This window comes from Burkholderia sp. WP9 (genome assembly GCF_900104795.1).
Lineage (GTDB): Bacteria > Pseudomonadota > Gammaproteobacteria > Burkholderiales > Burkholderiaceae > Paraburkholderia.
On the sequence record NZ_FNTG01000001.1, the window covers coordinates 2,183,274 to 2,197,080 of the forward strand.

At 61.0% G+C, this 13,807-nt stretch carries 12 protein-coding genes; 4 read left to right on the forward strand and 8 right to left on the reverse strand.

Annotated features, from left to right (window positions below):
• Positions 1-10: 10 nt before the first annotated feature.
• On the reverse strand, positions 11-808 hold the full coding sequence (locus tag BLW71_RS09700) for a 3-hydroxybutyrate dehydrogenase (RefSeq protein ID WP_091795673.1): 798 nt from the start codon (positions 806-808) through the stop codon (positions 11-13).
• Positions 809-1,031: 223 nt separating this feature from the next.
• On the opposite strand from BLW71_RS09700, the gene BLW71_RS09705 reads away from it, so the two are divergent.
• Both BLW71_RS09705 and BLW71_RS09710 read left to right on the forward strand, forming a co-directional pair.
• Entirely contained in the window at positions 1,032-2,003 is a 972-nt protein-coding gene (locus BLW71_RS09705) for a potassium channel beta subunit family protein (RefSeq protein WP_091795676.1), read from the forward strand.
• A gap of 218 nt (positions 2,004-2,221) precedes the next feature.
• Positions 2,222-3,067 (forward strand): 23S rRNA (adenine(2030)-N(6))-methyltransferase RlmJ, encoded by an 846-nt coding sequence (locus BLW71_RS09710; protein ID WP_091800668.1) that lies wholly within the window; start codon positions 2,222-2,224, stop codon positions 3,065-3,067.
• 113 nt (positions 3,068-3,180) lie between these two features.
• On the opposite strand, the gene BLW71_RS09715 is transcribed toward BLW71_RS09710, so the two are convergent.
• The 4 genes from BLW71_RS09715 to cueR all read right to left on the reverse strand — a co-directional run bounded on the left by BLW71_RS09715 (position 3,181) and on the right by cueR (position 5,950).
• Positions 3,181-4,221 carry an ABC transporter substrate-binding protein gene (locus tag BLW71_RS09715; RefSeq protein ID WP_091795679.1) on the reverse strand — a complete coding sequence of 347 codons (1,041 nt, stop codon included), beginning with the start codon at positions 4,219-4,221 and terminating at the stop codon, positions 3,181-3,183.
• A 276-nt stretch (positions 4,222-4,497) separates the two neighbouring features.
• The gene (locus BLW71_RS42180; protein ID WP_286162041.1) at positions 4,498-4,797 is read right to left on the reverse strand and encodes a hypothetical protein; all 300 of its coding nucleotides are present in this window, start codon (positions 4,795-4,797) and stop codon (positions 4,498-4,500) included.
• A gap of 281 nt (positions 4,798-5,078) precedes the next feature.
• The gene (locus tag BLW71_RS09725) at positions 5,079-5,225 is read right to left on the reverse strand and encodes a DUF3563 family protein (RefSeq protein WP_091795685.1); all 147 of its coding nucleotides are present in this window, start codon (positions 5,223-5,225) and stop codon (positions 5,079-5,081) included.
• Positions 5,226-5,527: 302 nt separating this feature from the next.
• Positions 5,528-5,950 carry a Cu(I)-responsive transcriptional regulator gene (gene cueR / locus BLW71_RS09730; RefSeq protein ID WP_091795688.1) on the reverse strand — a complete coding sequence of 141 codons (423 nt, stop codon included), beginning with the start codon at positions 5,948-5,950 and terminating at the stop codon, positions 5,528-5,530.
• A 121-nt stretch (positions 5,951-6,071) separates the two neighbouring features.
• On the opposite strand from cueR, the gene BLW71_RS09735 reads away from it, so the two are divergent.
• A complete protein-coding gene (locus BLW71_RS09735; protein ID WP_091795691.1) occupies positions 6,072-6,311 on the forward strand; it encodes a heavy-metal-associated domain-containing protein in 240 nt (79 codons plus the stop codon).
• Between the two features lie 13 nt (positions 6,312-6,324).
• Positions 6,325-7,245 (forward strand): dTDP-4-dehydrorhamnose reductase family protein, encoded by a 921-nt coding sequence (locus BLW71_RS09740; RefSeq protein ID WP_091795694.1) that lies wholly within the window; start codon positions 6,325-6,327, stop codon positions 7,243-7,245.
• Between the two features lie 115 nt (positions 7,246-7,360).
• Here the strand turns inward: BLW71_RS09740 and BLW71_RS09745 are convergent, their stop codons facing one another.
• Genes BLW71_RS09745 through imuA form a run of 3 tightly spaced genes read right to left on the reverse strand, consistent with a single transcriptional unit; the run spans position 7,361 to position 13,522 of the window.
• Positions 7,361-10,963, reverse strand: a complete 3,603-nt coding sequence (locus tag BLW71_RS09745; protein ID WP_091795697.1) for an error-prone DNA polymerase — start codon at positions 10,961-10,963, stop codon at positions 7,361-7,363.
• Positions 10,964-10,968: 5 nt separating this feature from the next.
• The gene (locus BLW71_RS09750) at positions 10,969-12,783 is read right to left on the reverse strand and encodes a Y-family DNA polymerase (protein WP_091795700.1); all 1,815 of its coding nucleotides are present in this window, start codon (positions 12,781-12,783) and stop codon (positions 10,969-10,971) included.
• Positions 12,683-13,522 (reverse strand): translesion DNA synthesis-associated protein ImuA, encoded by an 840-nt coding sequence (gene imuA / locus BLW71_RS09755; protein ID WP_091795704.1) that lies wholly within the window; start codon positions 13,520-13,522, stop codon positions 12,683-12,685. Before imuA ends, BLW71_RS09750 begins: the two co-directional genes overlap by 101 nt.
• Positions 13,523-13,807 lie beyond the last annotated feature (285 nt).

Consider the following 13,807-nt stretch of genomic DNA (forward strand, 5'->3'; position numbering starts at 1 on the left):
GGGTGCCTCCTTATTGCATATACCAGCCGTGACTCACAATGAAGGACTGCCCGGTCAGCGCCGCCGTCGGGAAGGTCGACAGGAACAGCACGGTCTGCGCGACGTCTTCCACCGTGGTGAAGATGCCGTCGACCGTACCGCCCAGCATGACACGCTTCACCACCTCTTCCTCGCTGATGCCCAGTTCCTTGGCCTGCTCCGGAATCTGCTTGTCGACGAGCGGCGTACGGACGAAGCCGGGACACACCACATGCGAGCGCACGTTGTGCTTTGCGCCTTCCTTCGCGAGCACACGCGAGAGGCCCAGCAATGCGTGCTTTGCCGTCACATAAGCCGACTTGAGCGGCGACGCTTCATGCGAGTGGACCGAACCCATGTAGATCACGATGCCGCCGCGATCGTCCTTGTACATATGCTTGAGCGCTGCCTTGGTGGTCAGGAAGGCGCCGTCCACGTGGATCGCCTGCATCTTCTTCCAGTCTGAAAACGAATAGTTTTCGATCGGATTGACGATCTGAATGCCGGCGTTGGAAATGAGAATATCGACCGAGCCGAGTTCCGCGGCGACCTTGTCGATACCCTGGTTGACGGCGTCTTCATTCGTGACGTCCATCGCCACGCCGATTGCCTTGCCGCCGCCCTTTTTGATTTCTTCAGCGACGGCATTCGCCCCGTCCTGGTTCAGGTCGGCGATCGCGACGGCCGCGCCCGCTGCGGATAAGGTCAGCGCAATCTGCTTGCCGATGCCGCTTGCCGCGCCGGTCACCACCGCGACTTTGCCATTCAGATTTGTGTTCAGTGAAGACATCCAGAACCTCCATGCAGTTAATGAGCAATGAGACCACGGGCCGCGGGCGGCGTGAAGTCGGCCGAACGGCATAGGCCGTTCGGCCGAATGCTGCACTGCGGCCAACGCTGCTATTGTGCATGAACCGTGTGAACTCCATCGGTAAAAAGCATATTGCAGCTTATCTCTTTAAACTGGACGTTTTCAGCGGGATTCCGGTGGCATCACCAACAAGGAGGAATGCATGAATTATCGACGTCTGGGCCGCTCCGGCCTGCAAGTCAGCGAACTGTCCATCGGTTCGTGGGTCACCTACGGCAATCAGGTCGACAGCCGCGCTGCACGTGAATCGCTGGCGGCCGCACGCGACGCGGGAGTCAACTTCTTCGACAACGCCGAGGTGTACGCCGGCGGCCAATCCGAAGAAATCATGGGGCAGGCGCTCAAAGAATTGGCGTGGCCGCGTGTGAGCTATGTGGTGTCGACAAAATTTTTCTGGGGACTCGCGGAAGCGCCGAACCAGTACCACACGCTGAACCGCAAATATCTTCTGAACGCAATCGATTCGTCGCTCAAACGTCTGCAACTCGACTATGTCGATCTGGTGTTCTGTCATCGTCCGGACCCGAACACGCCGGTGGAGGAAACCGTCTGGGCCATGAGCGACATGATCACTCGCGGCAAGGCGCTGTACTGGGGCACGTCCGAATGGAGCGCCGATGAAATCCGCGCCGCTTATGACATTGCGGAACGGCACCATCTGCACAAGCCGGTCATGGAGCAGCCGCAATACAACCTGTTCCACCGCAACCGCGTCGAGCAGGAATACAAGCGGCTCTATGAGGATATCGGCCTTGGCCTGACCACCTGGAGCCCGCTTGCGTCCGGCCTGCTGACCGGCAAATACCGCGACGGCGTGCCGGCCGACAGCCGCGCGCAATTGCAAGGCTACGACTGGCTGCGCAAGCAGGTCACCGACGCGGGCAAGAACGACGTGGTCGGCAAGCTCGGCGAAGTGGCTGACGAGTTAGGCTGCACGGTCGGCCAGCTCGCGATTGGCTGGATTCTGAAGAATCCCCATGTCAGCACGGTAATCACGGGAGCCTCGCGGGTCGAACAGATCGGCGAAAACATGAAGTCCGCCGAGGTGGCCGAGCGGATCACGCCGGAGATCAAGGAGCGGATCGAGGCAATTATCGGCGACGCGCACGACTGACAGGGCCGGCCACTGAACGCGTAACATGGATCCGGCGGATCGCAGCCAGTAACGTGTTACGCGGCACTCACTGCAAAGCGCAGGTGCGCAACGCGGCCTCGCGTACAATACGCGACCGCGCTGCACACCGGCGCCATATGCCCGCTGTGCAGCCGCATTGCATCTGCAGCGCCGAATCCGCCTTGGAGCGGCACGCCCTCTTTCAGCGTCTCCTCATCATGCTCAGCTACCGCCACGCCTTTCATGCAGGCAATCACGCCGACGTTCTGAAACACGCCGTCGTATTGCAACTCCTGCGCTACCTCGGTCAGAAGGACAAATCCTACTGGTATATCGACACGCACGCGGGCGCCGGTGTCTATTCGCTGAAGGAAGGTTACGCGACCAAAACCGGCGAATTCCAGACCGGCATCGCCAGATTGTGGGAACGCAACGATCTGCCGCCCATCTTCGCCGACTACGTCGACGAAGTGAGCGCGCTCAATCCGGACGGCCAGTTGCGCTTTTATCCCGGCTCGCCGTATATCGCGTGGCGGCAGATGCGTGAACAGGACCGCATGCGTCTGTTCGAACTGCACACCACCGAGATCGACGTGCTGCGCCACAATTTCCGCGACGCAGGCCGCCGCGCCATGCTGTATGCGGGCGACGGCTTCGAAGGCATTCTCGCCTTGCTGCCGCCGGCGCCACGGCGCGCGCTGGTCTTGCTCGATCCTTCGTATGAGGACAAGCGCGACTACACGCGCACGTTGCGCAGCGTGGAAGAAAGCCTGAAGCGTTTCCCGACCGGCACGTATGCCATCTGGTATCCGCAAGTGAGGCGCCCTGAATCGCAGCGTTTCCCCGATCAGTTGAAGAAACTGCAGGAGCGTAACTGGCTCCACGTGAGCTTAACGGTCAGCAACCCGCCGGAAGACGGTTTTGGACTTTTCGGCAGCGGCATGTTCATCCTGAACCCGCCGTACACGCTGGCGAAAACACTGAAAGACCAGATGCCCTGGCTCGTCAAGGTGCTCGGCGAAGACAAGGCCGCACAGTTCAAGGTCGAGTATCGCGGCGACTGAGTAGTTGCTCGGCGCGCGCTGCAAGCGCGAGTAGCTCGCCAAGCCACGTGGGCCCTGTCGCCGGTCACGCGCAAGTATCGCGCGCAGCCGGCTGCCCGCTCCGTCATTCCCGCCTACTTGAGCTGCGCCGCGGCCTTGTGGGCGAAGTCGTTGGTATAGGTCGCGTTCAGGTCGATCTTTTTCGGGTCGAGCCGGGTATCGAACGAGGACAGCGCGCGTAACGAGGTCGCCGGCCCGTCCGCCGGCATCAGTCCGTCCGGCGAGTAGGCGTCGCGCACGTTGTGGAAAGCCTCCACATAGAGCGCCGGGTCGTTGAGCAGATAGGCCGGCGGCACCATTTTCAGCAGATCCGCATCGCTCGCGGTCTGCAGCCAATGATCCGCGCGCACGATTGCATTGGCGAGCGCCTGGGTAGTCTTCGGATACTTCTGGATGAAACTGTCCGACGCATAAAGCGTCGCCGCCGGCATCGTCCCGCCGAACACCTCTTGGGTACCCTTCACCGTGCGCGTATCCACCAGTATTTTGATCGCGCCGGTGCGAGCCAGTTTGGTCATCATCGGATCGACGTTGGAAAGCGCGTCGATCTGCCCGCCGCTCACTGCCGCGAGCACCGAGGCGCCGCTGCCCACACCGATCGCCGATATCTCGTTGCGCTGCACGCCCGCTTTGCGCAAAGCCACGGTGAGCACGAGATCCGTCGACGAACCCGGCGCACTCACCCCGACTTTCGCGCCTTTGAAGTCCGCCATCGTCTTGAGTTGATCCGCCTTCGACTTCAGCACCGCCACAACGATCTGCGGCGCGCGCCCCATCAATGCGAAGGCCCGGTAGTGCTGCCCTTTCTCCTGCATGAACAGCGTGTGCTCGAATGCGCCCGCGCCTACGTCGGCACTACCGCCCACCACCGCTTCCAGCGCTTTCGATCCACCCGCGAAGTCTTCGAGCGTGACATCGAGGCCTTCGTCCTTGAAGTAGCCCAGCTGCTGCGCGGCGAGTACCGGCAGATAGTAGAGACCCGGTAGACCACCGACGGCCATCGTCAGCGCAGGCTTTTCCGGTGTCTCTTTGGCGAGCGCGGCGGCAGGCAGCGCGGCCAGCGCAAGCAGCGTGACGCAGGCGCTGGCGGCCTGTCGCATCCAGTCAGTCGGCATTCAATGTCTCCTTATTCTGTTTTTCGTTCGATTCGGCAACCGCGCGATCGATGCATGGCCAGAGTCGCCGGCGAAAGACCGCGCGATGATTGTCGTCGGACGGTTTCGCCCGCGCCATGCGCCCAAACCCCAATGGCGCGGGCCACGAGGGCTCGTCACTGGCTCGAAAGCACAGGCGTTGCCGCGAGCATCCTCCCGGTGGCCCGCGCAATAGCCGCTCACCGAGGCATTAGCGGAGATGGAGAAGAACCGCCGGCAACAATCGCGCGCGAGCGCTTATTGCGAACGAGGCGCTGGATGAGGCTGTGGCTGTGGCTGAGTTGGCCGAGACGTGGCCCCGCCTACGGGCAGCGGGATATAGGGCGCAACCACGATCGGGATCGACGAGTTCGGCGCCAATTCGGTCGGCGTCGCGATGGGCTGCGCTTCGACGATTGGCTGCCGTGAAAGCGGCGCGGTCTGGAGCACGGTCCCGCTCTGACCGTCGCTAATACCGTTTTGGGAGTCGAGAATCACCGGCTTACGCGTACTGGCCGACGCAGCAGAAGCGCTCGACGCGGCAAAAACCATTGCCATCGAGGCTGCAATGGTCAAGACCAAGAGTAATTGGTGCTGGCGGGCAGATGGCATGAGCGGGCCGGTTGAGTTTGAGAAGCCGGATTGCGCAGGAAACGCTTTACCTTACCGCGACAGTAGCCACGAAGCTAGTCGATATTCGCCACGAGTAGCTTCCGGGCGCCGCCCCACCTGAATTTTCAACGCCCAGCTGTGACAAAGCCCCGCATAGACGGGGCTCAACACTTTACTGCCATGGCCGCGCAATAGCGCTACCGGGTCACACTTGATGCATTTGAAACTTACAGCGAGTAGCCGCCGGTTTCGAGCGAACGGATGCGCTGTTCGAGTTGGACGATATCCGAAGACGACGCCAAGTACTCTTCACGACGGGTGCGTTCAGCAGTTTCAAACCAGGTGCTCAGCTTTTCAAGTACGTATGCAAACATGATGTTCTCCAAGGATCAGATTGAATCCCCGGTGGATTCGGCATCAGGGATTTCCCGTAAAAGGGTTAACCCGGATTATAGACCTATGGTGCAACCATGCTAGTGAAATGCCCGCATGACGTGCATTCCGTTTTGGAATGGTGCACGAGCATGGTGCGTGCAACTTATTGATTTTGCTGAATTCAACTTGACTTTTTTGTCATGTCTGATCTCGCCCCTTATTTTGAAGCACAATATTGGTGCTTAACCCACTCGGGCGCCACCTAACGCAGCCTTCGGGTAGCACCGGACGTCGCAAGACATCAAATCGGATGACAACCCTGCCCCGCAACCAGGTCGGAGTCGGCAAGCCGCTCGATAATTGGACAATCGGGGCGATCATCGCCGTGGCAATGGTCGGCCAGGTGCGCTAACGTGTCGCGCATGTCGGTCAGTTCGGCAATCCGGCGATCAAGGTCGGCAACGTGTTCCAGCGCAATTTTCTTCACTTCGACGCTGGCGCGGGAGCGATCGTGCCACAGCGCCAGCAGCCGTCGAATATCTTCGACCAGAAAGCCGAGCCGTCGCGCCTGACGGATGAACCGCAGCGAATGAACCTCCTGCGGGCCGTATACGCGATAGCCGGCATTCGTGCGCGCTTTCGCCGCCAGCAGGCCGACGCTTTCGTAGTAGCGAATCATTTTCGCCGTGACGCCCGACGCGCGGGCCGCTTCGCCGATATTCATGGACGTTTCCCCAGAGTGAGAGTCGATCCTACACCTTCCCATAATGGGAAGGTCATCACCCAATTGCAGATCGGCAGGCATAATTCAACTGGCGCACTATCCATTTCCCGAGGCAATCCCAATGACGATCGAATTCCAGGTTGAAGGTATGAGCTGCCAGCATTGCGTCGCGGCGGTCACGAACGCAATCCGCGAACACGATGAAGCCGCGCAAGTCCAGGTGGACCTGAGCGCCGGGCGTGTGACGGTCGAATCGGCGCAACCGGCCGAGACGCTGAAGGCCGCCATCGACGAAGCCGGCTACACGGTGACGAACGTGACAAGCCGCGCAACGACGAACGCGTCCGGCGCAGTCCGTTAAGCGAGTTCACGGCATGTTCAAAGTTGCTGTCATCGGCGCCTCCGGGCTGCTAGGCCGCGCGCTCGCAGACGAACTGACCCAGCGGGCCGGCTGGCAAGTGGTGGCCACATCGTTTAGCCGGCCGGCGCCGGGCACAGTCGCGCTGGACATTCGCGACGCGTCGGCGGTCGAGCAGTTCGTCGAGCGCGAAGCGCCGGACGCGCTGGTGATCGCCGCGGCGGAGCGCCGGCCGGACGTGTGCGAGCATGATCCGGCGCTGGCCCGCGCGCTGAACGTCGAGGCAGTGCGCACCCTTGCCACGGCGGCAAACCGGCTCGGCGCATGGACACTGTCGATCTCCACCGATTACGTGTTCGACGGCACGCACCCGCCCTACGAGCACGATTGCGCGCCGGCGCCGCTCAATGCCTACGGGCGCAGCAAGCTCGAAGGTGAGCGCGCGCTGGCTGAAGCGACCGACCTCGGCTGCGTACTGCGCTTGCCGCTGCTGTACGGGCCGATCGTCGGTTGGGTGGAGTCGGCCGTGACGAGCCTCGTGCCGGCGATCGCAGCATCGGCTGCGCCGGCTGCCCAACCTGCGGTCATGGATGCCTGGGCGATCCGTTATCCCACCTTCACGCCGGACGTCGCGTTCGTGATCCGGCAGATGCTCGAACTGCATGCACGTGGTGACGCAATTCGCGGCATCGTGCAATGGTCGGGTGACGAACCGATGAACAAGTACGAGATCGCGGTTCGCCTTGCCGAAGCGCTGCAACTCGACGCGCACCTGACACCGCAACGCACGCCGATCGATGCGACGCCGCGCCCGCATAACTGCCATCTGGCTTCGACCCGGCTCGAGGCACTCAGGATTGGCCGCCGCACGCCGTTCGATACGGCGATCCGGCAAGTGTTAAGCGCGTTTCCATGGCACGGTGACACGCGCGCGTAGAACGTCGTGTCCTGCGGGTGAGACAGGCCACGCCAGATCGCCGTATTCTGATGTGTACGACGCGGCTGGCGCGACGGCCCGACGTTAAGGCGCGCTTGCCGGCGGCAAGCCTGCCTCAGTGAAAATCGCGGCTCGCCGTCGCCAGTTCACCGAGCCATTCGCTGTGGTCCTCAAGGCGATGGGCGACGAGATGGATCACCTCGCCCCGGTTTTTCTGTTTCGCCTTGCCTGCCTGATTTTCGCGAACGTCATGGCCGGCATGGTCGCCACCGGTAGCCACACCGTCGTCGCGTTGCAAAACGCCGTACACCGCCAGCAACGATGCGCCCAGCAAAACCTTGCGCTGCTTCTCCACCAACGACGGCCAGACGATCACATTGATCGAACCGGTCTCGTCTTCGATGGAAACGAACACCGTGCCATTTGCCGTGCCTGGCCGTTGTCGCACGGTCACGATGCCGCACGCTCTCGCGAGCGTGCCGTGCTGACAGGCGGCGAGTTCGGCGGCCGTGCGAAAACGCTGCCGCGCAAGACGCGCGCGCAATAGTGCGAGCGGATGACGATTGAGCGTGAGCCCGAGGCTCGCATAATCGTCGACGATTTCGCGGCTTTCGGCTGCCTGCGGCAATGCCAGCGGCGCTTCGGCGATCGGCGCGTCGCGTAGCAATTTGGGCACTGTATGCTGCGCCGTCACAGCCCACCACGCTTCGCGTCGATGTCCCGCGATACTGACCAGCGCGTTCGCCGCGGCAAGCGCTTCGAGATCGCGCCGCGTCAAGGCCGCGCGGCGCGCCAGATCGTCGACATCGGTAAACGGCGCCTCGTTGCGAGCCGCCATGATGCGTTCCGCGGCCCCTTGCGCCAGACCTTTGATCAGATGCATGCCGATACGCACGGCGGGACCGCGAGCGCCATAGGTGCCGGACGGCTGAAACACGCGAGCCGTCAATCTCCGTGCCGCGCGCCGGATCGTTCTGCTGACCGTCAGATGCCGCAGCGAAAGATCGCGCAATTGCTGCGCAGATAGTACGGTCTGCTGACGATGCAAACAGGTCTCTTCCGCGGAGATCCGCTGCCCTTCATGATCGCGCCTCTCGAATGTCGACTCCCAATCGCTCAAAGTCACGTCGGGCGGCAATACCTTGACGCCGTGCCGCTTCGCGTCCTGAACCAGTTGCGATGGCGAGTAAAACCCCAGCGGTTGACTGTTCAGCAAACCCGCCAGAAAAGCCGCCGGTTCATAGCGCTTCAACCACGCGCTGAGATAGACGAGCAACGCGAAGCTCGCCGCATGGCTCTCTGGAAAACCATACTCGCCGAAGCCTTCGATCTGTTTGCAGATGCGCTCGATAAACGCCGGCTCATAGCCACGCTTGAGCATCCGCTCGTTCAAATCCTTCTGATACTTCGCAAGATTGCCACTGCGTCGCCATGCGGCCATGGCACGCCGCAACTGATCGGCCTGCTCACCGGTATATTCGGCCGCAACCATCGCCAGATGCATCACCTGTTCCTGGAAAATCGGCACCCCGAGCGTACGTTCGAGCACGGGACGCAGTTCGTCCTTCGCGTAGTCGACCGGTTCGAGCCCCTGCTTGCGGCGCAGATAGGGATGCACCATGCCGCCCTGAATCGGCCCCGGCCGCACGATCGCCACTTCGATCACGAGATCGTAGTACTTGTTGGGCTTCAGGCGCGGCAGCATGCTTTGCTGCGCACGCGATTCGATCTGGAATACGCCGATCGTATCGGCATGGCCGCACATTTCGTAGACGGCCCGATCCTCGCGCGCAATATCCTGCACCCTGAACTTCGGAAAACCGCGCCTCAATGCGACGAACTCCAGCGCGCGCCGGATCGCCGACAACATGCCGAGCGCCAGCACGTCGACTTTCAGCAACTTGAGCGCGTCGATATCGTCCTTGTCCCATTCGATCACGCTGCGGTCTTTCATCGTGGCGTTTTCGATCGGCACGAGCCGCGACAGCTTGTCTTTCGCGATCACAAACCCGCCGACGTGTTGCGACAGATGACGCGGAAAAGCGCGCAACTCTTTGGTCAAGCGAATCAGATTCTGCGTGATGTGCGAGTTGGCGTCGAAGCCCGCTTCGGCCAGATATCTGGCGACCGCATCCGTGCCGTCCCACCATTGTTGCGACTTGCTGATCCGCTCGATCAACGACGCTTCGAGACCCAGCGCCTTGCCCACATCCTTTAGCGCGCTACGCGCGTGATACGTAATCAGCGATGCAGTGAGCGCCGCCCGATGACGGCCGTACTTCGTGTAGATATATTGGATCACCTCTTCACGCCGCTGATGCTCGAAGTCGACGTCGATATCAGGCGGTTCGTTGCGCGCGCGGGAGATGAATCGCTCGATCAGCATGTTCATGTGCACCGGATCGATTTCCGTCACATGCAGGCAGTAACAGACGATCGAATTCGCCGCCGAACCTCGCCCCTGACAGAGAATGTTTCTGGAGCGCGCGAAACTCACGATATCGTGCACCGTCAGAAAATACTTTTCATATTTCAGATCGGCGATCAGTGCCAATTCTTTTTCGATCTGACCGATTCGCTTCAGGTCCATGCCTTTGGGCCAGCGCTCCATCGCGCCGGCCATGACCAGCTTGCGCAGATAACTCGATGGCGACTCGCCGGCGGGCACCAGTTCCTCGGGATACTCATACTTGAGTTCATCGAGCGAGAAGCGGCATAGCGCAGCGATACGCAGCGTTTCTTCCAGCGTATCGCGCGGATACAGTTTGCCGAGCCGTACACGCGTACGCATGTGCCGCTCCGCATTCGCTTCGAGCGCGTGACCGCACGCCGATAGCGGCGTGACGAGGCCGATGGCAGTCATCGTGTCCTGCAAAGGCTTGCGCGATCGCGCATGCATCAGAACGCCACCTGCCGCGACCAACGGCAACCCACTCGCTTTTGAAATCATGCGCAAGGCGTCGATCTGAAGATCGTCGCTACCTGTCTGCCAGAGTTCCAGTGCGATCCACGCCCGTTGTGCAGCGAACGATGCAAGCCAATGCGCGCAACGCAGCGTATGCGAGAGCGTCGCCGTACGTTGCGGCACGAGCATCAGGACGCAATCGGGCAGTGTCTTCAGATGTGCGAGATGGGGCAACGCATCGGTAAAGTCGGACGGACCGAGCCGATAACTGCCTTTGTCCGCGCGCGATCGAGCCAGTGTGATCAACTCGGAAAGATTGCCGTAACCGTTGCGATTGGTTGCTAGCGCAACCAGGGTGCAGAAGGGTTCGCCGGTATCGTCGGTCAGATTGAGTTCGCTGCCGATGATCAGATGAGGGAGGGGTTTTAATGCCTCGGGTTCCTCGGGTTCCTCGGTTTCCGCGGGTTCCTCGGTTTCACGTTCTGCTGCTCCGGTTTCCGACGCGCCTTCCGAAGGCGCTTTCGATTGCGCCGCCTTTGCCTTTGCCTTGTCCTCGCGCTCTTTCTGCTGCCGGTCCCGCTCGTCCTTGAGCTCCCTCAACGCCGTATGAGCTCGAACGACGCCTGCCAGCGAACATTCATCGGTGATCGCGAGCGCGCTATAGCCGCGCGACATCGCCTGCTCGACGAGTTCATGAGGATGCGAAGCGCCACGCAGGAAAGAGAAATTAGTCAGGCAATGCAACTCCGCATACGCCGGCAAATGGGTGGCGAGTGCCTGCTGCGCAAGGAACGATGGCGGCGATAGGGGCATGATGTTCAGCCGAACAAACCTTGCAGATACCACTCGCCGCTAAGACGTTCGCGGTAGACCCAGAACATATGACCGCGGTCATCGGCCGCGACGTAGTAATCGCGCTCGACAGTGTTGCCGTCCCACCACCCTGCTTCGATCCGTTCGGTACGCGTGAGCATTTTCAGCGGCCGACGATAGATCGGCCGCTGGTCGCGCATCATCAGGCGCAACGGCTTATCGAGCATCCAGACCGGGCGAGGTTGAGAAGGCAACGCGCTGTCGGGTAAGTCGAGGGATGCCTGCGCGTTGCCGGGTTGCGGTGTGGATGTGCTGGTGTTTTTTGCGCTATTTGTTCTGGATAGGAGTCGGGTTGCCTGGGTTACCTGGGTTGCCTGGGTTGCCTGGGTTGCCTGGGTTGCTTGCGTAGCCTGCGTGGCCGTCTCGCCGTCTTCATGCCTTTTTTCCGCCGCAGCGTGCCGCAACTCATCGGTCAGCCAGGTTTTGTCCGCTTTGACTTTCGACCGGGACTTAGCCGGCGAGCGCTTCTTGCGTGAAAACGCTTGCGCCTGGTAGGCTTCGACGCGCATTGCCCGCTCGGGACGATGATCGTCCCGCACCGACATCTGCAGCACATTCTCCGGCCCCAACCGCGCGCTCAAGCGTTCGAGCAGACGCGCAATCGAATCGCCGTCCGATTCGGGCATGGGAAACAACGTGTCCGACTGCCCGGCATATTCGCTGATCTGATCCGCCACCAGCTTCAACTCGATAACCGGTGCCGCCAGCACCGTCTGATTCAACTTTTCCCGCAGCAACCAGATCAGGTGCTCGGCATCGCGCGACGGTATGGCCCAGGCAATCTTCAGGCTCGATGTCTTCGGCGCATGACGGGATGCCAATTCATGCTCGAGCAGCAACGTATAACCGCTGAGCGCCGCATGATGCGCGCTCAGCCAGCCGGCCAACTGCACAATCAGCCGACGCGCGGCGAACAGCAAGGCATCCGCGTTATCGACCCGCGAGGGTAACTCCAGTTGCGCGTGGAACGACGCCGGCGCACGAAACGACTCACGCGGATCCGGACGCGTGCCATACGCCTGCGCCAGCAGATCCAGAACACCGCTGCCAAAACGTCGCACGACACCCGAGCGTGGCAACTGACGCAAATCGGCCAGCGTCGCGCAGCCGACATGCGAAAACGCATCGCGATGCGCCGGCGTGACCGGCAGCAGCGATACGGATAAACCATCCAGCACACGCACGAGTGAAGTCTCCTTCACCACATGCCAGCGACGCCCCTGCTGAACGCAGCGCGCCTGCGCCAACAGCCACGCCCCCCAGGCGGTCGGCGCACAGGCAATACGCGCCGTATAGCCGAACTCCGCCACCGTGGCAGACACCCGCGACAACAACGCATGCAAGCCGCCGAACAATCTCAACCCGGAGCCGACTTCGAGCAACAGGGTATGCGCGTCGGCGAGAGACACTTTCGGTGTGTACGTGAGCAATGCAAGCGCGATTGATTCGAACGACTGAGTTTCGCGGGCGGGATCGGCGGCAAGCAGTTCAAGCTCCGGCGCCAACGCCAACGCATAGGAACGCGATTGACCCGCCTGCACACCGGCGCGCAGGGCGTCGAAATCCGGCATCAGAATGTGCGCATGATCGGCTAATGCGTAACAACGCCCCTCACCGATTTCTTCGACATTGTGAGGTTGGTCTGCCTCGTCGCGCGACTCACGTCGATTCGGCTTCGCGAGCGAACCATCCGGGAGCGGCGTAAGAGGCTTCACCGCTTCCAGTGACAAGAGTGGCAATGTGACTGCGATCCACAGCATGTTTGATCTTGAGTCCTTGATGGCTGCCGACTCCGTTTTCCGGCAACAAACCGCTTTGTAAAGGCAAAACGAGTCGAAGAGGTTCAGCTGGCGGCGGCCCCCGGCGCTTGAAGATGTCGATCGACAAACCGATCTCCTGTAGCCATTGACGACGGTTGATCGTCTGCGCATTGGCCGGCAAGAGCGGCTCGCAAATCATTCGCAATGGTGCTGGGGAAGATTGCCTGGCTGCCTCGACAGGCCGGATCAAAAATGCCAGCGACGCCGACTCCTGAGCCGCCACTTGCAGGCGCCGGACCTTGTCGGCGCGCGCATTCGGCAACCAAATCAGGACCGCGCCGATGCCATCTTGCTTCAAGGCCTGAGCGGCGGCCCACAGGGCCTGGTCTTCACTCGAGCGCACCCATAAGACTCGCTCGACATCGACGCCCCAAGCCCTCAATGCGGCGGCGCATGGTTGATACGGAGGCGCCACAAGCATGACATGCCGCTCGGCTTGCTTCGTCAGATGACAAAGCGCATGAGATAGCAGACGTACTTCACCCACGCCACCATGTTCGATCAACAATTCCGTCAACCCACCGGCCGACCAGCCTTGTCCCGGCAATAACCGATCCAACGCGGCATAACCGCTGGAGATCACGCGCGAGTCCGCCTCGGCAAGCTCATTGCCCTGCCACACCTGACGCCGCAATTGAGACGACAGCGCGGTCGTCGCCAGCTGAATCGCTGCTGCCATAGACACGCTCTTGAATAGGGAATGCTCCGCCCTGCCCGGCACCGGGCAAGCATGAGTCGACGATCTTTCACTGTATATTTATACAGTATTTTGAGATGAATGTTAAGACAGAGGGAGACTACGCGATGCGCGTAGGAGAAGCTTGAGGGAGGGGACGAAACTGTTTTTTGTGGCAGCTTTATATTTTCTTACAAGAGCTATTTTTGCTTTAGCTTGAGCGATTTGAAAGGATGAGAATCGAGTATGGGTACCGAAACGATCACACGAAACTGAGGCGTTGCTTGC

Excerpts from the sequence above, each read along its gene's own strand:
- BLW71_RS09700 (WP_091795673.1), bottom strand. The coding sequence starts at position 808 with ATGTCTTCACTGAACACAAATCTGAATGGCAAAGTCGCGGTGGTGACC.
- BLW71_RS09705 (WP_091795676.1), top strand. The coding sequence starts at position 1,032 with ATGAATTATCGACGTCTGGGCCGCTCCGGCCTGCAAGTCAGCGAACTG.
- BLW71_RS09710 (WP_091800668.1), top strand. The coding sequence starts at position 2,222 with ATGCTCAGCTACCGCCACGCCTTTCATGCAGGCAATCACGCCGACGTT.
- BLW71_RS09715 (WP_091795679.1), bottom strand. The coding sequence starts at position 4,221 with ATGCCGACTGACTGGATGCGACAGGCCGCCAGCGCCTGCGTCACGCTG.
- BLW71_RS42180 (WP_286162041.1), bottom strand. The coding sequence starts at position 4,797 with ATGGCAATGGTTTTTGCCGCGTCGAGCGCTTCTGCTGCGTCGGCCAGT.
- BLW71_RS09725 (WP_091795685.1), bottom strand. The coding sequence starts at position 5,225 with ATGTTTGCATACGTACTTGAAAAGCTGAGCACCTGGTTTGAAACTGCT.
- cueR (WP_091795688.1), bottom strand. The coding sequence starts at position 5,950 with ATGAATATCGGCGAAGCGGCCCGCGCGTCGGGCGTCACGGCGAAAATG.
- BLW71_RS09735 (WP_091795691.1), top strand. The coding sequence starts at position 6,072 with ATGACGATCGAATTCCAGGTTGAAGGTATGAGCTGCCAGCATTGCGTC.
- BLW71_RS09740 (WP_091795694.1), top strand. The coding sequence starts at position 6,325 with ATGTTCAAAGTTGCTGTCATCGGCGCCTCCGGGCTGCTAGGCCGCGCG.
- BLW71_RS09745 (WP_091795697.1), bottom strand. The coding sequence starts at position 10,963 with ATGCCCCTATCGCCGCCATCGTTCCTTGCGCAGCAGGCACTCGCCACC.
- BLW71_RS09750 (WP_091795700.1), bottom strand. The coding sequence starts at position 12,783 with ATGCTGTGGATCGCAGTCACATTGCCACTCTTGTCACTGGAAGCGGTG.
- imuA (WP_091795704.1), bottom strand. The coding sequence starts at position 13,522 with ATGGCAGCAGCGATTCAGCTGGCGACGACCGCGCTGTCGTCTCAATTG.